The 21,267-nt window shown below is 65.5% G+C and carries 20 protein-coding genes; 18 read left to right on the top strand and 2 right to left on the bottom strand.

What is annotated here, in order from left to right:
* Positions 1-74 precede the first annotated feature (74 nt).
* From FOS14_RS15350 to lpqB, 10 genes are all read left to right on the top strand, one after another.
* Positions 75-1,328: an alkane 1-monooxygenase gene (locus FOS14_RS15350; protein ID WP_143771676.1), complete on the top strand. Its 1,254-nt coding sequence runs from the start codon at positions 75-77 to the stop codon at positions 1,326-1,328.
* Complete coding sequence (locus tag FOS14_RS15345) at positions 1,328-1,513, top strand: rubredoxin (RefSeq protein ID WP_143771675.1); 186 nt, start codon at positions 1,328-1,330, stop codon at positions 1,511-1,513. Before FOS14_RS15350 ends, FOS14_RS15345 begins: the two co-directional genes overlap by 1 nt.
* Positions 1,514-1,521: 8 nt before the next feature.
* Positions 1,522-1,704, top strand: a complete 183-nt coding sequence (locus FOS14_RS15340; protein WP_143771674.1) for a rubredoxin — start codon at positions 1,522-1,524, stop codon at positions 1,702-1,704.
* A 19-nt stretch (positions 1,705-1,723) separates the two neighbouring features.
* The gene (locus FOS14_RS15335; RefSeq protein WP_143771673.1) at positions 1,724-2,377 is read left to right on the top strand and encodes a TetR family transcriptional regulator; all 654 of its coding nucleotides are present in this window, start codon (positions 1,724-1,726) and stop codon (positions 2,375-2,377) included.
* Between the two features lie 216 nt (positions 2,378-2,593).
* The gene (locus tag FOS14_RS15330; RefSeq protein ID WP_143771734.1) at positions 2,594-3,697 is read left to right on the top strand and encodes an alkane 1-monooxygenase; all 1,104 of its coding nucleotides are present in this window, start codon (positions 2,594-2,596) and stop codon (positions 3,695-3,697) included.
* Between the two features lie 83 nt (positions 3,698-3,780).
* Positions 3,781-5,241 carry an adenosylhomocysteinase gene (ahcY, locus tag FOS14_RS15325; protein ID WP_143771672.1) on the top strand — a complete coding sequence of 487 codons (1,461 nt, stop codon included), beginning with the start codon at positions 3,781-3,783 and terminating at the stop codon, positions 5,239-5,241.
* 8 nt (positions 5,242-5,249) lie between these two features.
* Positions 5,250-5,915 (top strand): dTMP kinase, encoded by a 666-nt coding sequence (locus FOS14_RS15320; RefSeq protein ID WP_143771671.1) that lies wholly within the window; start codon positions 5,250-5,252, stop codon positions 5,913-5,915.
* A 4-nt stretch (positions 5,916-5,919) separates the two neighbouring features.
* Positions 5,920-6,597 carry an MtrAB system response regulator MtrA gene (mtrA, locus tag FOS14_RS15315; protein WP_143771670.1) on the top strand — a complete coding sequence of 226 codons (678 nt, stop codon included), beginning with the start codon at positions 5,920-5,922 and terminating at the stop codon, positions 6,595-6,597.
* Between the two features lie 28 nt (positions 6,598-6,625).
* Positions 6,626-8,305 carry an MtrAB system histidine kinase MtrB gene (gene mtrB, locus FOS14_RS15310; RefSeq protein WP_143771669.1) on the top strand — a complete coding sequence of 560 codons (1,680 nt, stop codon included), beginning with the start codon at positions 6,626-6,628 and terminating at the stop codon, positions 8,303-8,305.
* Positions 8,302-10,086, top strand: a complete 1,785-nt coding sequence (gene lpqB, locus FOS14_RS15305; RefSeq protein ID WP_143771668.1) for an MtrAB system accessory lipoprotein LpqB — start codon at positions 8,302-8,304, stop codon at positions 10,084-10,086. Before mtrB ends, lpqB begins: the two co-directional genes overlap by 4 nt.
* Here the strand turns inward: lpqB and FOS14_RS15300 are convergent.
* Complete coding sequence (locus tag FOS14_RS15300; RefSeq protein ID WP_185981787.1) at positions 10,083-10,346, bottom strand: zinc-ribbon domain-containing protein; 264 nt, start codon at positions 10,344-10,346, stop codon at positions 10,083-10,085. The genes lpqB and FOS14_RS15300 overlap by 4 nt on opposite strands.
* 115 nt (positions 10,347-10,461) lie before the next feature.
* On the opposite strand from FOS14_RS15300, the gene FOS14_RS15295 reads away from it, so the two are divergent.
* From FOS14_RS15295 to secA, 3 genes are all read left to right on the top strand, one after another.
* Positions 10,462-11,121, top strand: a complete 660-nt coding sequence (locus tag FOS14_RS15295) for a ComF family protein (protein WP_143771666.1) — start codon at positions 10,462-10,464, stop codon at positions 11,119-11,121.
* A 212-nt stretch (positions 11,122-11,333) separates the two neighbouring features.
* Positions 11,334-12,029, top strand: coding sequence for a ribosome hibernation-promoting factor, HPF/YfiA family (gene hpf, locus FOS14_RS15290; RefSeq protein WP_143771665.1), 696 nt, complete (start codon positions 11,334-11,336; stop codon positions 12,027-12,029).
* A gap of 164 nt (positions 12,030-12,193) precedes the next feature.
* Positions 12,194-15,013 carry a preprotein translocase subunit SecA gene (gene secA / locus FOS14_RS15285; protein ID WP_143771664.1) on the top strand — a complete coding sequence of 940 codons (2,820 nt, stop codon included), beginning with the start codon at positions 12,194-12,196 and terminating at the stop codon, positions 15,011-15,013.
* Positions 15,014-15,017: 4 nt separating this feature from the next.
* Here secA and FOS14_RS15280 read toward each other — a convergent pair whose 3' ends face one another.
* The gene (locus FOS14_RS15280; protein WP_143771663.1) at positions 15,018-15,512 is read right to left on the bottom strand and encodes an Rv3235 family protein; all 495 of its coding nucleotides are present in this window, start codon (positions 15,510-15,512) and stop codon (positions 15,018-15,020) included.
* 85 nt (positions 15,513-15,597) lie between these two features.
* Here FOS14_RS15280 and FOS14_RS15275 point away from each other — a divergent pair, with 85 nt between their 5' ends.
* The 5 genes from FOS14_RS15275 to FOS14_RS15255 all read left to right on the top strand — a co-directional run bounded on the left by FOS14_RS15275 (position 15,598) and on the right by FOS14_RS15255 (position 21,267).
* Positions 15,598-16,989, top strand: a complete 1,392-nt coding sequence (locus tag FOS14_RS15275; protein ID WP_143771662.1) for a wax ester/triacylglycerol synthase family O-acyltransferase — start codon at positions 15,598-15,600, stop codon at positions 16,987-16,989.
* Complete coding sequence (locus tag FOS14_RS15270; RefSeq protein WP_143771661.1) at positions 16,976-17,521, top strand: hypothetical protein; 546 nt, start codon at positions 16,976-16,978, stop codon at positions 17,519-17,521. Before FOS14_RS15275 ends, FOS14_RS15270 begins: the two co-directional genes overlap by 14 nt.
* Positions 17,522-17,611: 90 nt before the next feature.
* A complete protein-coding gene (locus FOS14_RS15265; RefSeq protein WP_143771660.1) occupies positions 17,612-18,748 on the top strand; it encodes a ferredoxin reductase in 1,137 nt (378 codons plus the stop codon).
* A 27-nt stretch (positions 18,749-18,775) separates the two neighbouring features.
* A complete protein-coding gene (locus FOS14_RS15260) occupies positions 18,776-20,011 on the top strand; it encodes a fatty acid desaturase (protein WP_143771659.1) in 1,236 nt (411 codons plus the stop codon).
* A gap of 53 nt (positions 20,012-20,064) precedes the next feature.
* Positions 20,065-21,267 (top strand): fatty acid desaturase, encoded by a 1,203-nt coding sequence (locus FOS14_RS15255; RefSeq protein WP_143771658.1) that lies wholly within the window; start codon positions 20,065-20,067, stop codon positions 21,265-21,267.

The raw sequence follows: 21,267 nt of genomic DNA, 5'->3' as shown, positions 1-21,267 counted from the left end.
GGTGTGGCTCACCGTCGAGCGGGCATCCACCTGTAGATATGCACTGCATATGCGTCTGTCGATTGGAGACAACGATGTCCACGCACGCTGAGTCCGTGCCTACGAACCCGGTTGCGGCAAACTGGCGAGACACCAAGCGGTACATGTGGCTGTGGGGCCTGTTCGCCCCGACCGGCCTTTTCCTGATCGGACTTCCGCTGATCTGGGGGCTGAACCAGCTCGGCTGGCATGACGTCGCACAGATCCCGGTCTGGCTGGGTCCGATCCTGGTTTACATCATCATTCCGCTCGCGGACATATTCTTCGGCCCGGACGGCAACAACCCGCCCGACGAGGTCATGGAGTACCTCGAGAACGACAAGTACTACCGCTACCTCACCTACCTGTACCTGCCGTTCCAGTACGCCACCCTGATCTTCGCCTGCTACCTGGCCACCTCGGACAACCTGACCTGGCTGGGCTTCGAGGACGGTCAAGGTCTGCACCTGATCAACAAGATCGGGCTGTTCATCACGGTCGGCATAATCGGCGGCATCGGCATCAACACCGCCCACGAACTGGGCCACAAGAAGGTCGACCTCGAGCGCTGGCTGTCCCGGATCGCGTTGGCGCAGACCTTCTACGGCCACTTCTACATCGAGCACAACCGCGGCCACCACGTGCGCGTTGCGACGCCGGAAGACCCGGCCAGCTCGCGAGTCGGCGAAACGTTCTGGGCGTTCTTCCCGCGCACCGTCATCGGTAGCCTGCGCTCGGCGTGGAACCTGGAGAAGGCCCGGCTACAGCGCTTGGGCAAGGGGCCATGGACGCTGCAGAACGAGGTGCTTTCGGCCTGGTTGATGTCGGCCGTGCTGTTCGCCGCGCTCACCGCGATCTTCGGCTGGCAGGTCCTGCCGCTGCTGGTCATCCAGGCGATCATGGGCTTCAGCCTGCTGGAATCGGTGAACTACCTCGAGCACTACGGGCTGGTCCGGCAGAAGACCGCCTCGGGTCGTTACGAGCGCCCGGCGCCGGTGCACAGCTGGAACAGCGACCACATCGTCACCAACATCTTCCTGTACCACCTGCAGCGGCACAGCGACCACCACGCCTACCCGACGCGGCGCTACCAGACGCTGCGCAGCTGGGACGGCGCGCCGAACCTGCCGAGCGGTTACGCCAGCATGATTCTGATCGGCTACTTCCCGCCGATCTGGCGCAAGGTCATGGACAAGCGGGTTCTCGCGCACTACGGCGGCGACATCACCAAGGCCAATATTCACCCGCCCAAGCGGGAGCAGGTGCTTGCCCGTTACGGTAAATCCGAGACGGAGGAGGCACGGGTCTAGTGAGCGCCTACAAGTGTCCGGTCTGCGACTACGTCTACGACGAGGCGACCGGCGCACCACGCGAAGGGTTCCCCGCGGGAACGACCTGGGACAAGGTGCCGGACGACTGGTGCTGCCCGGACTGCGGGGTCCGCGAGAAGATCGATTTCGAGCCGGTGGAGGCGTCCGCGGGCTCGGGAAGGTAAGACGAGAAATGAACGACTACAAGCTCTATCAGTGTGCCCAGTGCGGTTTCGAGTACGACGAGGCCAAGGGCTGGCCGGAGGACGGTATCGAGCCCGGTACCCGCTGGGACGACATTCCCGACGACTGGACCTGCCCGGACTGCGGCGCCGCCAAGGCCGACTTCTTCATGGTGGAAGTCGAGCGTTCGTGACAGCAGTCGCCAACCCGCGATGAATTCGTCGCACGAGCCGCCGCACGCCCGCGTTCCGTATCAAACTGCGGCACGCGGGCTGCTGCGCGATTCGGTGCTCGACGCGCTGCGCGAGTTGCTCATGCAGCGGGACTGGTCGAAGGTCACCCTCGCCGACGTGGCCCGCAGCGCCGGCCTGAGCCGACAAACTTTGTACAACGAGTTCGGCTCCCGCACCGGACTGGCCCAGGCCTACGCCGTGCGGTTGGCCGACGAACTGGTGTCGCATGTGGACCGGGCGTTGTGGGCGAACGTCGGCGATGCCCGCGCCGCCATGCGGCAAGGGCTGGAGACCTTCTTTCTCGACAGTGCTTCGGACCCACTGATCCAATCGTTGCTCACCGGCGAGGTGAAGCCGGACCTGTTGCGCCTGATCACTATCGACGGGCTGCCCTTGGTCGAACACGCCACCGAGCGGCTGGCTGCCGCCTTCCGGGGCAGCTGGGTGCGCGCGACCACCGAGCAGGCCACCGCGCTCGCCAGCGTCTTCGTCCGGTTGGCGCTCAGCTACATCGGCATCCCGGCGAACTCGGTGCTAACTGTTCCCGAGGAGCTGGCCGAGGTCCTTGCGCCGTATGTCGAGGCCATCATCGCTGCTCAGCAGCTTCAGCCCGCCCCCGGCGCTGTCGATTAGACCAATCACCGACCCCGCGATTCGGAGAAAACTCTGTTTGCGGGTTACATTTTGGTCGCTTTTCTGCGTGTCGCGTCCAAGGGTTGGAATACCCCGTAACGGCTGGCGGAATTAGGCGGATGAACTTCATATAAGTGTCGAGATTGGTCGTCAAGGGGAGAGGCCGTGGCTGGCGTGAGTGCTGGGCAATGGCGCGACCGTAAGCGGTATCTGTGGATGCTGGGGCTCATCGCGCCGGCATCTGCGCTGTTGCCGTCTACCTTGGTCCGGCTCACTGGGCTGGAGGTCATGTGGTGGATCGGCCCGGTGTTGGTCTTTGTGATCATTCCCGTGGTCGACGCGGTCGTCGGTGAGGATGGGCAGAATCCGCCCGACGAGGTCTACAAGCAGCTGTCCGCCGACCGGTACTACCGGTGGTGCACGTACATGTTCCTGCCGGTGCTCTTTGCCGGCTTGTTGGTGGCCAGCTATATGTGGGCCCAGGACAGTCTCAATCTCACCGACAAGATCGGCCTCGCGGTCACCGTCGGCGTGGTGAGCGGAATCGGCATCAATGCCGCGCACGAACTCGGCCACCGTGTCGAGAAGCACGAGCGCTGGCTGGCCAAGGTCGCGCTCGCTCAATCGTGCTATGGGCATTTCTTCGTCGAGCACAATCGCGGCCACCATGCCCGGGTCGCGACGCCCGAGGATCCGGCCTCGGCCCGGCTCGGTGAGTCGCTGTGGGAGTTCCTGCCGCGCAGCATCATCGGTGGTCTGCGCTCGGCATGGCAGCTCGAGCGTGAACGGCTCTCGCGCAAGGGTCTGCGCACGTGGTCCGTGGAAAACGACAACCTGCAGGCGTGGTCGATGAGCCTGGTGTTGTTCGTCGTGCTCGTCGCCGTGTTCGGGGTGGGTATCCTGCCGTACCTTGTGCTGCAGGCGGCGATCGCGATCATGCTGCTCGAGACCGTCAATTACGTCGAGCACTACGGCCTGCGCCGCAAATCGCTGCGTAACGGCGTCTACGAGCGCATCGCCCCCGAGCACAGCTGGAACAGTGACCGGCTGATCACCAACGTTTTCCTGTTCCATTTGCAGCGGCACAGCGACCACCACGCGCACCCGGGCCGCCGTTATCAGACGCTGCGCAGCGCGTCGGAGGCTCCGCAGCTGCCGGCCGGTTACGCGACGATGATCATCTATGCCATGTTCCCGCCGCTGTGGCGCCACATCATGGACAAGCGGGTGCGTGCCCACTACCGCGGTGACCTCAGCCAGGCCAACATCGCGCCGCGCAAACGCGACCGGGTGCTGGCGGCGCAGGGGTCGCGGTCCTGAATCGTCTCCGCAGGGTGCCGACGCGTACGGCGCGCGCTGTCGCGACTAGCCTGGCTGTCGACACCCGACCAGGAGAGGCGTACATGACCGCATTGCAACCGGATCGTCGCAACGGAATCGACTTCAAGGTCGCCGATCTGTCACTGGCAGAGTTCGGCCGCAAGGAGATTCAGCTGGCCGAGCACGAGATGCCCGGGTTGATGGCGCTTCGTCGTGAGTACGCGGAGGTGCTGCCCCTGAAGGGCGCCCGGATTTCGGGTTCCCTGCACATGACCATCCAGACCGCGGTGCTGATCGAAACGCTGACGAGCCTCGGTGCTGAAGTTCGATGGGCGTCGTGCAACATCTTTTCCACCCAGGATCATGCGGCGGCGGCCGTAGTGGTTGGCCTCAACGGCACGCCGGAGGAACCCCAGGGCGTGCCGGTGTTCGCCTGGAAGGGCGAGACGCTCGAGGAGTACTGGTGGGCCGCGGAGCAGATGCTCACCTGGCCAGACCAGCCGGCGAACATGATTCTCGACGACGGTGGTGACGCCACCATGCTGGTGCTGCGTGGCGCCCAGTTCGAGAAGGCCGGCGTGGTGCCGCCGCACGACGACGAGTACTCGGTGGAATACAACGTGTTCCTGGACCTGCTCCGCAGCCGGTTCGAGACCGACAAAAACAAGTGGACCACCATCGCCGAAAGCGTTCGCGGCGTCACCGAGGAGACCACCACCGGCGTGCTGCGGCTCTACCAGTTCGCGGCCGCAGGCGAGCTGGTGTTCCCGGCCATCAACGTCAACGACTCGGTCACCAAGAGCAAGTTCGACAATAAGTACGGCACCCGCCACTCACTCATCGACGGCATCAACCGCGGCACCGACGTGCTGATCGGGGGCAAGAAGGTGCTGATCTGCGGTTACGGCGACGTTGGCAAGGGCTGTGCGGAATCGCTTGCCGGACAGGGTGCCCGGGTACAGGTCACCGAAATCGACCCGATCAACGCACTGCAGGCGCTGATGGACGGCTTCGACGTGGTCACCGTGGATCAGGCGATCGGCGACGCCGACATCGTCATCACCGCGACCGGCAACCGCGACATCGTCACCCTCGACCACATGCGGGCGATGAAGGACAAGGCGATCCTGGGCAACATCGGTCACTTCGACGACGAGATCCAGATGGCCGCACTGGAGCGCTCCGGCGCCGTCCGCCTGAACATCAAGCCGCAGGTGGACCAGTGGAGCTTCGGTGACACCGGCCGCTCGATCATCGTGCTGTCGGAGGGTCGCCTGCTCAACCTCGGCAACGCCACCGGCCACCCGTCGTTCGTGATGAGCAACAGCTTCTCCAACCAGGTGATCGCGCAAATCGAGCTGTGGACCAAGCCGGAGCAGTACAACAACGAGGTTTACCGGCTGCCCAAGCACCTCGATGAGAAGGTCGCCCGCATCCACGTCGAAGCCCTCGGTGGCCGCCTGACGAAGCTCACCAAGGACCAGGCGGAGTACATCGGCGTCGACGTCGAGGGTCCGTACAAGCCGGAGCACTACCGGTACTGAGAAGTTCCATGGGCGTACTGATAGCGATCGAAGGCGTCGACGGCGCCGGCAAGCAGACGTTGTCGCGGGCTCTCACCAGGGCGTGGGAGTCCGCTGGCATCGACGTGCTGCGCATGGGGTTTCCGCGGTACGGCGAGTCGGCGCACGCCGATCTGGCCGCCGAGGCGCTGCACGGTGAACACGGTGACCTGGCCGCGAGCGTGTATGGGATGGCCACCCTGTTCGCGCTCGACCGGCACGGCGCGGCAACCGATTTGCACCGCATGGTCAACCGGCACGACGTGGTGCTGCTGGACCGCTATGTCGCGTCGAACGCCGCCTACGGCGCGGCGCGGCTCGGTGAGCCGGGCGACGGTCCGGTGGTGAAGTGGATCCGCGAGCTCGAGATCGATCGGCTCGCGGTTCCGCCGCCCACGTTCCAGATCCTGCTGCAGGTGCCTGCGGAGGTCGCCGACAAGCGCGCGCGGCAGCGGGAACGAAACGATGCAACGCGGGCGCGGGACAGCTACGAACGCGACGGTGACCTGCAACGGCGCACCGCCGAGGTCTACGCCCAACTGGCCGAGCAGCGCTGGATTTCGGACTGGAAAGTCCTCGACGGGACCGAAGATCCGGCACAACTCGCCGCTGACCTGATCAATCAACTGTTACCAGGCCGACAGGTGACACCATAGAGCCATGAAGCCACGGATTCTGGTTGTCGACGACGACACGGCTCTCGCTGAGATGCTGACAATCGTGCTGCGCGGAGAGGGTTTCGACCCTTACGTCGTTGGGGACGGAACGCAGGCCTTGGCGGCCGTTCGCGAGACCCGTCCTGATCTGGTGCTCCTGGATCTGATGCTGCCCGGCATGAACGGCATCGACGTGTGCCGGGTGCTGCGTGCCGACTCCGGGGTGCCGATCGTCATGCTGACCGCCAAGACCGACACCGTCGACGTGGTGCTCGGCCTCGAATCCGGCGCCGACGACTACATCATGAAGCCGTTCAAGCCGAAGGAGCTGGTCGCTCGCGTGCGCGCCCGGCTGCGTCGCACCGAGGAAGAGCCGGCCGAGATGCTGTCCATCGCCGACATCGACATCGACGTGCCGGCGCACAAGGTCAGCCGGGACAACCAGCTGATTTCACTGACCCCGCTGGAGTTCGACCTGCTGGTGGCGCTCGCGCGCAAACCGCGGCAGGTCTTCACCCGCGAGGTGCTGCTCGAACAGGTCTGGGGATACCGGCATGCCGCCGACACGCGCCTGGTGAACGTGCACGTCCAGCGGTTGCGCGCGAAGGTGGAGAAGGATCCGGAAAACCCGGAGGTCGTCCTCACTGTGAGGGGGGTCGGCTACAAGGCCGGACCGCCGTGATCGAAACACTCAACTTCACGGGGGAGGGGTGATCCTTCCCCGCACGCGGCGGCGGGTCGATCGCACCTTCGCCCCGCTGCTGCGCTGGTTCCGCTCGATCGGGAACTCACTCGGCCACGCGTGGCGACGCTCGTTGCAGCTGCGCGTGGTCGTTTCGACGTTGACGCTGTCGTTGATCGTCATCACCATCCTTGGTGTGGTCTTGACGAGTCAGATCACCGACCGGCTGCTCGAGGCCAAGGTCAGTGCGGCCACCGAAGAGATGGAGCGTGCCCGCAACACCGTGCAGAGCCAGCTCTCCGGTGACGACAGCACGTCCCTGCAGAGCCGCTTGGAGAACGCGCGTTCGGCGCTGTCCAACCAGGAGGGCGACGCCGGTCAAACCGCCGGCGCCGCCGGTACCTTCGATTCGGTGCTGATCGTCCCCGGCGACGGCCCGCGACAGACAACGTCCAGCGGCCCCGCCGACCAGATCCCGCAGAGCCTGCGTTCGTTCGTCCAGGCCGGTCAGGTGAGCTACCAGTTCGCCACCGTCGCCGATCCGGACGGATATCACGGACCGGCGCTGATCGTGGGCAGCCCGACGTCGTCGGACATCTCCACGCTGGAGCTGTACCTGGTATTTCCGCTGGCCAGCGAGGAACGCAGCCTGTCGCTGATGCGCGGCACCATGCTGATCGGCGGTGCGGTGCTGCTCGTGCTGCTCGCGGCCATCTCGATGTTGGTGGCGCGGCAGGTGGTGCTGCCGATCCGGTCCGCCTCGCGCATCGCCGTGCGCTTCGCCGACGGCCGGCTCAAGGAGCGGATGCCCGTGCGCGGTGAGGACGACATGGCCCGGCTGGCCATGTCGTTCAACGAGATGGCCGAGAGCCTGTCCAAGCAGATCACCCAGCTCGAGGAGTTCGGCAATCTGCAGAAGCGGTTCACCTCCGACGTCAGCCACGAACTGCGCACGCCGTTGACGACGGTCCGAATGGCGGCCGACCTCATTCACGACGGCAGCGACGAACTGAGCCCCTCGCTGCGCCGGGCGTCGGAGCTGCTGGTCACCGAACTCGACCGGTTCGAGTCCCTGCTCAACGACCTGCTCGAGATCAGCCGGCACGACGCCGGTGTCGCCGAGCTGGCGGTCGAGCAACTCGATCTGCGCCTCTGTGCCCGCGCCGCCGTGTCGACCGTGCGGCACCTGGCCACCGAATCCGAGACCGAGCTGGTGGTCGATCTGCCGGAGCAACCGGTGATCGCTGAAGTGGATCCGCGTCGCGTGGAGCGGATCCTGCGAAACCTGTTGGCCAACGCCATCGACCATGGCGAGGGCAAGCCGGTACTGATCAAGCTGCGGGCCGACCAGGACGCGGCCGCCATCATCGTGCGCGACCACGGCATCGGTCTGCGCCCCGGCGAGGAAAAGCTGGTGTTCAACCGCTTTTGGCGCTCCGATCCGTCCCGCGTGCGTCGCTCCGGCGGCACCGGACTGGGCCTGGCCATCAGCGTGGAGGACGCCCACCTGCACGGCGGCAAGCTCGAGGCGTGGGGCGAGCCGGGCGAGGGTTCGTGCTTCCGGCTGACGGTCCCGCTCAAGCGGGGCCGCAAGGTGTTCGGCAGTCCGCTGCAGTTGAAACCGAACGACCGCAAGCGGTCCGGCCGCAATTCCGCGTCACCCGCAGCGGCGGGCGGTGCGGCCCGGGGCGCGGGAGCCGAGGCATGACGCGAAGACTCCGTGGAAGCACGAGCTGGATCGGTGCGGTCCTGGCCGCCATCGTGTTGACCGTCACCGGCTGTGCCAGCCTGCCCGACACCTCCACGCCGGAGGCCATCGGAACCATTGCCCGCGAGCCGGTTTCGCCCACCGTGCCGAAACCGACGCCCGGCCGCGAGCCGGATCTGCTGCTCCGCGACTTCTTCAAGGCCAGCACCGATCCGAGCGATCACCATGCCGCGGCCCGGCAGTTCCTCACTCCCGATGCGTCGAAAGCGTGGGACGACGCCGCGAGCGCCACGATCGTCGACAAGGTCGACGTGTTGCCGGATTCGCGCACGAGCGACCAGGCGACCTACGTCGTGCGAGCCAACCGCGTCGGCCAACTGGCGCCGGGCGGCGATTATCAGGCTGAGGAAGGAAACTTCGAGACCAAGATCAGCCTGAGGCGGGTCAACGGTGAATGGCGGGTGGACCAAGTACCGCCCGGAGTGATCATGGACCGGCCGCAGTTCTTGAACACCTATCAGCGCAAGTCGCTGTACTTCCTCGACCCGACCGGCACCACGACCGTCGCGGATCCGCGCTGGATCTCCGCGAGCCAGGATCAGTTGGCCGCGCAGCTCATCGACATGTTGATGCGTGGGCCGAAGGATCGCATCAAGATGGCCGTGCGCACGCAGTTCTCGCCGGGCATCACGCTGGCCGGCCCGATCACCAAGGCCGACGGCCGGACCAGCTCGGTGGGGGTGGGCCTCGGCGGCATCCGGATCGACTTCAACGGCGTCGACGGCATGGACAAACACAATCGAGAACTGCTTGCGGCGCAGGTGATCTGGACGCTAGCCAGTGCTGAGATCTCCGGCCCGTACGTGCTCGAAGCCGACGGCAAACCGCTGAACGAGAATTTGGCCAACGGATGGACCACCGCCGATGTCAACACCCTGAACCCGATTGCCAACGCGGGCACCAATGTGCCGTTGCACGCGGTGCGCGACGGTGGCCTCGTGAAGGTGGACGCCGGTGCGGTCACGCCGGTGCCGGGATACTTCGGTGCCGTGCACAACCTGCAGTCGGCGGCGCTGTCGCGGGATGGCAGTTTCATTGCGGCCGTCGCCGACACCGGCCGCAAACCGCCGGATGCCGCTCGCGCGTTGATGATGGGCTCGGCCGACGGCAGCGCATTCCCGGTCGCGGACGGCAATACGATCACGCGGCCGACGTGGGCGGCCGACGACGGCTCGGCGTGGGCGGTGATCGACGGGACGAACGTGATCAGTGCCGTCCGCGATCGGCAGACCGGCCAGGTCTCGCTGACCACGGTGAACGCGGACGCGATCAACGCGCTCGGCGGCCCGATTACCGAATTGCGGCTGTCGCGCGACGGGGTTCGGGTGGCGCTGATCGTCGGCGGCAAGGTGTATGTGGCCATCGTGGTGACTGGCTCGGACGGCAAGGTATCGCTGGTCAATCCGCGGCCCGTGGCCATCGGGTTGGGTTCGCCCGCGCAGTCGCTGGACTGGATCACGGGCGAGACGCTGGTGGTGGCGCGCAGCGCGTCCGATATTCCGGTCGTCATGATCACCGTCGACGGGTCGCGGATGGACTCGTTGCCCAGCCGCAATCTGACCCCGCCGGTGACCAGCGTCGAAGCGTCGTCGACCACCGAATTCGTCGCGGATTCCCGCGCGGTCTTCCAGCTGAACAACAACGACCCGGCCGCTGATCGGCTGTGGCGTGAAGTGCCGGGACTCGCTGGGGTGCAGGCGATTCCGGTGTTGCCCGGCTAACCGACCCGCGGCGGGTATGCCGTGCCGACTGCCTGAGCAGCGGCCCACCGCAGCTCGTCCGGACCGACCCGATACGACGCGCCGCACATGGAGCACTGCCGAACCGTCGTCCTGCTGGTGGTGAACAGTGGAATGAAAAACAGCGTGAACTTGCGTTGATGCTCGCGATAGACCTGCGCGCAGTGGTTTCGGCAGTTCGGGCACACCAGCCATGCCACGCCAAGCTGCACCATCACCGTGCGCAAACCCCAGATGATCATTTCGTTTCCTCCAACCTCTGCCTTAACCCGAATCGAACGTGCGCACATTGGATGCGGCGACGCGGCCGAAAGTTCCCGTGCCGGAATTGTCGTACTTATCGGGCACACTCTGCCCATGCGAACCCTGCTGGATCTGATCCTGCCGCTCGAGTGTGGTGGGTGCGGTGCTCCCGGAATCCGGATATGTGCGAACTGTCTTGCGGCTCTTACCGTGCCGCCCGTCATCGTTCGTCCGCGCGTCGACGTGGACGCTGCGTGCTGGGCGATCGGACCGTACTCGGGCCCGTTGCGCCAGGCGGTGATCGCCGCGAAGGAACAGGGCCGGCGTGATCTGGCGGGACCGTTGGGCGCGGGTCTGGCGCACGCGGTCGACTGGCTGCGCACGGCCGGCGAGCTCGATCCGCCACAACTGGCTCCGCTGGTCTTCGTCCCGGCGCCGACGCGCGCGCGGGCGGCACGCCGGCGCGGTGGCGACCCCGTCGCGCGGATGGCGCAGTCGGCCGTAGACCGCACGACCGACGGTGGCTGCACGGTTACTCGACTGCTGCGGCTCGGCTGGGGCGTTCGCGACTCGGTCGGACTCTCGGCGGCACAGCGAACGGCGAATCTCGCTGGGCGAGTGGGCGTTCGGGGTGATATCCCGCGCCGAAAAGACACCAACGTGGTGCTCGTCGACGACGTGCTGACAACGGGTGCCACCGCCGCGGCCTCGGTCCGCGCGCTCGCGGTGGCTGGCGTGGCGGTGTCCGCGGTCCTGGTTGTGGCGGCAGCCTGAAATAGAGCTGTGAATCCAAAATTAGCGGCCGAATACTGGACGTATTTGCTGGCACTGTCGGTGTGGACGTACTACCGTCGCGAACACACCCGAAGGATCAGGTAGGAGGTGATGCCTCAGTAACCTGGTGCCGGGCGGTTCCCCTCTCGGCACGGATTTCTTTTGCCGCCTCAGCCCTGTGATGCTGGCGCGGCCGTATTCGGGAGGTACGTGTGACGACCGTTTCGCAATCCGCGGTATTCGATGAAGGTACTGGCAGCACCGCCGTCTCGCCCGATGGCGCCGACTCGGCTCATGCCGAGGTGGTAGTCAAGGGCCGTAACGTCGAGGTGCCGGACCACTTTCGAATCTATGTATCCGAGAAGCTGTTTCGATTAGAGCGCTTCGATCCGACTATCTACCTCTTCGACGTCGAACTCTTTCATGAACGCAATCGCCGACAACGCAAGAACTGCCAGCGGGTGGAAATCACCGCGCGCGGCAAAGGCCCGGTCGTGCGCGCGGAGGCATGCGCGGACAGTTTCTACGCTGCACTCGAGTCGGCGACAGCAAAGCTCGAGAATCGACTGCGTCGTACCAAAGATCGTCGAAAAGTTCACTATGGCGAGAAAACCCCAGTTTCCGTAGCGCAGGCCACGGCCGCGCTCGCTGAAATCAACGAAGTATCCAAAAACGCCGCAAGCGCCGCTGCCGAGGAGACGCCGGAGACCCCTGCGCCGGATTCCGGACCGGGCCGAATCGTGCGCACCAAGGTGCACTCGGCCGCGCCGATGACGGTGGACGACGCGCTGTACCAAATGGAGTTGGTGGGGCACGACTTCTTCTTGTTCCACGACAGTGCCTCCGACCGGCCCTCGGTGGTCTATCGGCGACACGCATTCGACTACGGGTTGATCCGGCTCGCGTAGCCGGCGGCCTTGACAGACCGAACTACGCCGGCCGGGACCAGCAGGTCCCGGCCGGCGTTCATATGCGACGACGCGCAACGCACCACATAGGATCGACCACGCCTACCATGGATCGAGGCCCATGTTGGGTCGACAGCCGCCGACGATAGAGGACAAAGACAACCGTGCCGACGCTGACACTGACGAAATTGCTCCGGATCGGGGAGGGTCGCACCGTCAAGCGGCTGGCCCACCTCGCCAACGAGGTGACGGCGCTCGGCCCGGAAATGGAACGTCTCAGCGATGCCGAACTCCGGGCCAAGACCGACGAGTTCCGCAAGCGCCACGAGAACGGCGAATCGCTGGATGAACTGCTGCTCGAGGCGTTCGCCGTGGCCCGCGAAGCATCCTGGCGGGTGCTTTCCCAGAAACACTTCGACGTGCAGGTCATGGGTGGTGCGGCGCTGCATATCGGCAACATCGCCGAGATGAAGACCGGTGAGGGCAAGACTCTGACCTGTGTGCTGCCGGCCTACCTGAACGCGATCGGCGGCAAGGGCGTGCACGTCGTCACGGTGAACGACTACCTGGCTCGTCGCGACTCGGAGTGGATGGGCCGCGTGCACCGGTTCCTCGGCCTCGAGGTCGGGGTGATCCTGGCCGGCATGACCCCGGAGGAGCGGCGCGAGGCCTACAACGCCGACATCACCTACGGCACCAACAACGAGTTCGGCTTCGACTACCTGCGCGACAACATGACCCATTCGCTGGACGATCTGGTGCAGCGCGGGCACAACTACGCGATCGTCGACGAGGTCGACTCGATCCTCATCGACGAGGCCCGTACCCCGCTGATCATCTCCGGTCCCGCTGACGCGTCGAGCAAGTGGTATGCGGAGTTCGCCCGAATCGCGCCGCTGCTGAAGAAGGACGTCCACTACGAGGTGGACATCAAGAAGCGCACCATCGGCGTGCACGAAGCCGGCGTCGAGTTCGTGGAAGACCAGCTCGGGATCGACAACCTGTACGAGGCGGCCAACTCGCCGCTGGTCAGCTACCTGAACAACGCCATCAAGGCCAAGGAGCTCTACCAGCGCGACAAGGACTACATCGTCCGCGACGGTGAGGTGCTCATCGTCGACGAGTTCACCGGCCGCATCCTGCTGGGCCGGCGCTACAACGAGGGCATGCACCAGGCGATCGAGGCCAAGGAGAAGGTCGAGATCAAGGCCGAGAACCAGACGCTGGCCACGATCACGCTGCAGAACTACTTCCGGCTCTACGACAAGCTGGCCGGCATGACCGGTACCGCCGAAACAGAGGCGTCGGAGCTGCACGAGATCTACAAGCTCGGTGTGGTGCCGATTCCCACCAACAAGCCGATGATCCGGGCCGACCAGTCCGACCTTATCTACAAGACCGAGCCGGCGAAGTTCGACGCGGTCGCCGACGACATCCAGGAACGCCACGAGAAGGGCCAGCCGGTCCTGATCGGCACCACGAGCGTCGAGCGCTCCGAGTACCTGTCCAAGCTGCTCACCAAGCGCGGAGTCCCGCACAACGTGCTGAACGCGAAGTATCACGAAAAAGAGGCCGAGATCATCGCGCAGGCCGGCCGCTCCGGCGCGGTCACGGTCGCGACGAACATGGCCGGCCGCGGTACCGACGTCGTGCTGGGCGGTAACCCGGACATCATCGCCGACATCGCACTGCGCAAGCAGGGCCTCGACCCGGTGCACACGCCCGAGGAGTACCAGGCTGCCTGGGAACCGACGCTGGAGAAGGTCAAGGCGGAGGTCACCGAGGACGCCAAGAAGGTGATCGAGGCCGGCGGCCTGTACGTGCTCGGCACCGAGCGCCACGAGTCCCGCCGCATCGACAACCAGTTGCGCGGTCGTTCCGGGCGCCAGGGCGACCCGGGCGAGTCGCGCTTCTACCTGTCCCTAGGTGATGAGCTGATGCGGCGCTTCAACGGCGCCACCCTCGAGGCCATCATGACCCGGCTCAACCTGCCCGACGACGTGCCGATCGAAGCCAAGATGGTGTCCAAGGCCATCAAGAGCGCGCAAACGCAGGTCGAGCAGCAGAACTTCGAGATCCGCAAGAACGTCCTCAAGTACGACGAGGTGATGAACCAGCAGCGCAAGGTCATTTACGACGAGCGCCGCCGGATCCTGGCCGGGGAGAACATGGAGGGCCAGGTCGAGAAGATGATCACCGACGTGATCTCGGCCTACGTGGACGGCGCGACCGCCGAGGGTTACGTCGAGGACTGGGATCTCGAGACGCTGTGGACGGCGCTGCGGACGCTGTACCCGATCAGCCTGGACCACAAGGAACTGGCCCGCCAGAACGAGGACGGCGAGTTCGACGACCTCAGCCGCGACGAGTTGCGTGAGGCGATCCTCAAAGACGCACACGAGGCCTATGCCCGCCGGGAGAAGCAGATCGACGAGATCGCCGGCGAAGGCGGCATGCGCAACCTGGAACGTCAGGTGCTACTGAGCGTGCTGGACCGCAAGTGGCGTGAGCACCTCTACGAGATGGACTACCTCAAGGAGGGCATCGGGCTGCGGGCGATGGCGCAGCGCGACCCGCTGGTGGAGTACCAGCGCGAGGGCTTCGACATGTTCAGCGCGATGCTCGACGGCTTGAAGGAGGAGTCCGTCGGGTTCCTGTTCAACCTGCAGGTCGAGGTGGCTCAGCCCGAGCCACCCGCGATGGCCGTCTCGGACGGGCTGCGGTCACCGGTCGGAGCGGCGCCGGCCAGCAACGGCACCGCCGAATCCGAGGCGCCGGCCGCGCTGCGGGCGAAGGGCCTGAACGAGGCCGAGCCGAGCGGGCTGACCTATTCCGGACCGGCCGAGGACGGCAGCAAGTCGGTACGCCGAGCGACCGCCGAGACCGCAGGAGCTGGCGCAACCGCGACGCGTCGCGAGCGTCGCGAGGCGGCCCGGCAGCAATCGAAGCCAAAGCGCGCGCCGAAGTCGAAGCGCAAGCGCTGAGCTGTCAGGCGATCCGCAGCGCCGTCACCCGCCATCCGGTGTCGGGTAGGTACTGCACGCGCCCGGCCACGGCGAAGTGTCGCGGCCCGCGCTGGTAGCTGCCGAACACCTCGGCGGTCGTGGCATCGGTCATGCGCACGTGCACGCGGTTCAGCGCGGCGACCCCGAGATCGCGACCGGGGAGCACGCCCGCGCTGAGCACGCGCACCATGTCGATGAGCCCGGGGCTGAGCACGCCGCGCAGCAGTCGCGGCTGGCGGCGCCGGTCGAGCACCTCGAGGATCAGCCGGAACGACATCTCGGTGAACTGTCGCGCCCCGGCGGCAAGTTCCAGATTGGCCGGCGCGAATTGGCGGCCGGAACGACCGTCGTGCGGCGTTCGGCGCACTGCGCGTATCGGATTCGGTGTGTGACACGGCGTGGCAAGGCCGCTCGACGCGTCGCGTAATGGCGGTTCGTAGGCAGGTGGCTTCGACAGGAACTGCGGCACGCGCTTCACCAGCACACCTTTTCATGCCCCGGCCGCCCCGCGCCGAGGTGGGATACGCCGCACACGTGCGAGCGCAGCGCAATAGGCTGTGATCGTGGTGACACGACTGACCCCGGACGACGCCTCGTTCCTCGAGCTGGAATCGAGTAGCTCGCCGGTGCACATCGGGTCGCTCGCCATTGCCGACAACACCTCGGGTGCGCTGACGTATGAGAACCTCGTCGACATCGTCAGCCAGCGCCTCTGCCTGGTCCCGCGGTACCGCCAGAAGGTTCGCCAGGTGCCGTTCGGGCTGGCCCGGCCGGTCTGGGTCGATGACGCGGATTTCGACGTCTCCTACCACATCCGGCGCTCCGCGCTCCCGAACCCGGGCACCGACGAGCAGCTTTTCGAACTGGTCGCGCGGCTGTCGTCGCGCCCGCTGGACACCTCCCGGCCGCTGTGGGAGATCTACCTGGTCGAGGGCCTGAGCGACAACCGGGTGGCGATCTTCACCAAGTCGCACTCTGCGCTCGTCGACGGCGCCGACGCGCTGGAAATCGGTCACGTCATCTTGGATGCCTCCCGCCAGCCGCAGGAATTGGCCGACGACCTGTGGATGCCGATGGACGGGCCTACGGAGTCGGCGCTCGCCATGACGGCGGTCGCGGAGCTGCTCACCAACCCGGGTCAGGGTATGGAATTCCTGCGCCGCACGGCCGGTGGTGTCGGGGAGACGGCGCGCACGGTCGAACGGTCGCTGAGCCGCTTCGTGTCCGCGCTGCACACGGCGACCCGGGCCACCCCGTCCAGCCCGTTGAACACCGATATCTCCCATCATCGCCGATTTGCTGCTGCCCGAACGAATCTCGCCGATTACCGCAAGATCCGCGCCCGCTTCGGCTGCACCATCAACGACGCCATCTTGACGGTTTTGACTGGCGCGCTGCGGAATTGGCTGTTCTCACGCGGCGAGCCCATCACCGAATCCTCGACCGTGCGCGCGTTGGTGCCGATGTCGGTGTACGTCTCCGAATCCGCGGCGGACCAGTCCAGCGAGGTGTCCTCGTTCCTGGTCGACCTACCGGTGGGCGAACCGAATCCGGTGATCAGGCTCTCGCACGTGTCGCACGCGAACGCCGCGCACGGTCGGCAGCGCCGGGGGGTGCGTGCGCGAACATTGGTGCGGCTCAGCGGTTTTGCCCCGGCCAGTCTGCACGCGATGAGTGTTCGCTCGGCGTTCGAGTACGCCGAACGTGCCTTCAACCTGATGATCACCAACGCGCCCGGGCCGCAGTCGCCGATGTTCATCGCCGGTGCCCGCATGCTCGAGATGTATCCGGTTTCCCCGTTGCTCAAGAACCAGGCGCTCAGCATCGGGCTGACGTCCTACGACGGCAGTGTCTTCTACGGCTTCCATGCCGATCGCGATGCGATGGCCGATGTGGACCTGATTTCGACCATGCTGTACGAGTCGCTCGAGGAGTTGCTCGATGCCTGCGCGTGAGGAAGCAACCCGCGTCTACATCCCGGCAACGGTCCGGATGCTGCGCGAACTCATCGATGACCGGCAGTTTTCTCCGGTCAACGGCACTGCGTTCGCCGTCACCCCGACGCTACGGGAGGCCTATGCGTCCGGTGACGACGAGGAACTGGCCGAGGTCGCCATGGCCGAGGCCGCGCGTGCGTCGTTGCGGTTGATCGCCAGCGAAGCGCTGGACGGCAGGCAGTCCCACGATGGGGACGGCGATCCGATCTGGCGACGGGCCGTGGTCGCCGCCGACGTCACCGGCGCGAAGCCACGGCCGGATCTCGACGACGCGGTCGTGCGATTGTCCGGTCCGGTACCACTGGACGCTGTCGCGTCGGTGCACGTCGATCTGGCCGATGCCGAACCTACGGTGGCCAAAGCGGCCGAGGTGGTCGATGCAGCGGATCTGGGCGATCCGGACGCCGAGTTTTTGCTCGGCGACGCCGAGGATCACCAGCTCGCGTGGTACGCCACGCAGGAGCTGCCGTTCCTGTTGGAGCTTTTGTAGCCACAACCTACGGTCCCGTAACCTGTACTTGCGAGTAAGTAGGGCGGCGACCCCGCCGGTCCTCTCGGGAACGATGGGATGGAAGAGCCGATGGGCTTGAAACAATGGCTCGAGGCGCCAGCGGCCGGGGTATCGGCCCCGCGGCAGCCACGGCTGAATATGCTGCGCGGCGCGGTAGCGCGGATCACCACCCCGCTGCTGCCTGACGACTATCTGCACCTGGCAAATCCGTTGTGGTCGGCGCGGGAACTGCGCGGCCGGATCATCGAGGTCCGCAAGGAAACGGCCGATTCGGCGACGCTCGTGATCAAGCCGGGGTGGGGCTTCGACTTCAACTACCAGCCGGGCCAATACATCGGCATCGGAGTGCACATCGACGGTCGCTGGCAGTGGCGGTCGTACTCACTGACCTCGCCAGCCGTCTCCGACTCCTCGGTTCACCACGGTCGGCACACCAAGCAGATCTCGATCGCGGTCAAGGCGATGCCCGAGGGCTTCCTGTCCAGCCACATCGTCAACGGTGTTCCGGAAGGCACGATCGTGCGACTGGCGGCGCCGCAGGGAAACTTCACGCTGCCGGATCCGCCACCGGCGAAGATCCTCTTTCTCACCGCAGGCAGCGGCATCACCCCGGTCATCTCGATGCTGCGCACCATGCATCACCGCGGCAGCATGCCCGACGTCGTGCACATCCACTCCGCCCCCACGGAGTCGGACGTGATGTTCGCCGCTGAGCTCGCCGAACTCCACCAGGCACATCCGAGCTTCACCAGTCACGTGCAACTCACCCGGAGCAGCGGAAAATTCGCGCTGTCGTCACTGGATGAACTGCATCCGGACTGGCGGGAACGGCAGACATGGGCGTGCGGACCGCTTGACATGCTCGATGAGATAGAGCGAACCTGGAAGGCGGCCGGAATCAGCGACCGGCTGCACCTCGAGCGGTTCGAGATTGCGCGCTCGGCGGTTACCGAGGGGGGAACGGTCACCTTCGCCAAAACGGGTCGATCCATTGTGGTCGATGGCGCTACCACATTGCTGCAAGCCGGTGAACAGGCCGGCGTACAGATGCCCTTCGGCTGCCGAATGGGCATTTGCCAAACGTGTGTGGCTCCGCTGACCGCAGGCATCGTCCGCGACCTGCGTTCCGGAGTGGAACGCCATGCCGGCGACAAGGTGCAAACCTGCATCGCGGCGGCCGCCGGGGACTGCACACTAGATCTTTGAACACATAGACACAGGTGAAGGAGTCCGGTGGCAATCACGGACATCAAGGCGTTCGCTCATTTGACCGAGGCCGATATCGAATCGCTCGGCCGGGAGCTGGACGCTATCCGTCGCGACGTAGAGGAGTCGCGAGGGATCCGCGATGCCCGCTACATCCGCCGGACGATCCGCGCGCAGCGCATGCTGGAGGTCGCGGGCCGGGCAACGTTGATGGCGAGCAAATATCGGCCCGCCTGGTTGGCCGGGACGGCGTTGCTGACGGTGGCCAAGATCATCGAAAACATGGAACTGGGTCACAACGTCAGCCACGGCCAGTGGGACTGGATGAACGATCCGGAGATTCACTCCACCACGTGGGAGTGGGACATGACCGGGCCGTCGGCGCAGTGGAAACGTGCCCACAACTACTCCCACCACACGTACACCAACATCGTCGGCATGGACGAGGACCTCGGTTTCGGCATCCTGCGGATGACCCGCGACGAGGAATGGCGTCCCATCAACCTGGCGCAGCCGATCAACAACCTGATCCTGGCCGCGCTGTTCGAGTGGGGCATCGCGCTGCATGACTGGACGATCGACAAGGAGACTCGGGGAGTCCCGCGCTGGCAACTGAACTCCGAGCCGAACAAGCTGTTCTTCCGCAAGATTGCCCGGCAAGTGGGCAAGGACTTCGTTTTCTACCCGGCGCTGAGCGGGCCGGCGTGGAAGAGCACGCTCAAGGCCAACGCCACGGCGAATCTGATCCGCAACCTGTGGGCGTACGCGGTGATCTTCTGCGGGCACTTCCCGGACGGTTCGGAGAAGTTCACCGTTTCCCAGTTCGAGAACGAGACTCGCGCCGAGTGGTATCTGCGGCAGATGCTCGGCAGCGCCAACTTCAAGGCCGGCCCGGCGATGGCGTTCATGAGCGGCAACCTCAGCTTCCAGATCGAGCACCACCTTTTCCCGGATCTGCCCAGCAACCGCTACGCCGAGATCTCGGTGCGGGTGCAGGAGCTGTGCGACAAGTACGACCTGCCCTACACCACCGGCTCGCTCGGTAAGCAGTACCTGCTCGCGTTCCGGACCATCCACAAGCTCGCCCTGCCGGACCGCTTCCTCAAGCGCACGTCCGACGATGCGCCGGAAACGTCCTCTGAGCGGCGTTTCGCGGGGCTGTCGGCGCGGCGCGTCGACCCGGAAACCGGAAAACGGCGCGGGCTGCGCTCGGCGATCAACGATGCGAAGGGCAAGTTCAAGGATCGTCGCAACCGCGTGTGAAGTGACTCACAAGCACAACCTACGGTGCAGTAACCTACGGTACCGTAGCCGCCATGGCAATTTCGGATGTCAAGGAGTACGCCCACCTCACCGAGGCGGACGTCGAAGCGCTCGGAATCGAGTTCGACGCGATCCGCCGCGACATCGAGGCTGCGCGCGGCGAGCGTGACGCGCGGTACATCCGCAACACCATCCGGCTGCAGCGCGGCCTCGAGATCGCCGGTCGCGCAACGCTGTTCGCTTCGTTCCTGCCGCCGGCCTGGCTGGCCGGCGCGACCCTGCTCGGCCTCTCCAAGATCATCGAGAACATGGAGATCGGCCACAACGTCATGCACGGCCAGTGGGACTGGATGAACGATCCGGAGATCCACTCGACCACCTGGGAGTGGGACAACGCGGGGCCGTCCAAGCACTGGAAGCAGACCCACAACTTCATCCACCACAAGTTCACCAACGTGCTGGGCATGGACGACGACGTGGGCTACGGCCTGCTGCGCGTCACCCGGGACCAGCGCTGGAAGCCGTTCTACCTGGGCAACGCGGTCTACAACGTCATCCTGCAGATGCTGTTCGAATACGGCGTGGCCATCCAGCACCTCGAACTGGGCAAGGTCGTCGCCGGCCGTGCCGACCGCGCCGAGTTCGAAATAAAGCGCGATGAGGTGCTCACCAAGGTCCGGCGCCAGGTCCTCAAGGACTACGTGATCTTTCCGCTGCTCACCGGCCCGGCGTTCTTGTCGACGCTCACCGCCAATATCGCCGCGAACGTGATCCGCAATGTGTGGACCAACGCCGTTATTTTCTGCGGGCACTTTCCGGACGGTGCGGAGAAGTTCACCAAGGCCGACCTCGAGAACGAGACGCAGGGCGAGTGGTACCTGCGTCAGATGCTTGGCAGCGCCAACATTGACGGCGGCCCGGTCATGGACTTCATGACCGGCAACCTGAGTTACCAGATCGAGCACCACCTGTTCCCGGACCTGCCCAGCAACCGGCTGCGTGAGATCTCGGTGCGGGTGCGCCAACTCGCGGAGAAATACGACCTGCCCTACACGAGCGGTTCGCTGCCCGTGCAGTACGCCAAGTCATGGCGGACGATTCTCAAGCTGTCGCTGCCCAACAAGTACCTCAAGGCCACCTCCGACGACGCACCGGAGACCGCCTCGGAGCGCAAGTTCGGCGGCGACACCACCGCGATCATCGATCCGGTGACCGGCCGCCGCCGCGGGCTGCTGAGCAAGTTGCGCCGTCGCTGA

Source organism: Skermania sp. ID1734 (genome assembly GCF_007489285.1).
Lineage (GTDB): Bacteria > Actinomycetota > Actinomycetes > Mycobacteriales > Mycobacteriaceae > ID1734.
The sequence above is the reverse complement of the archived record's forward strand: the minus strand, read 5'-3'. Positions and strand labels throughout refer to the sequence as shown.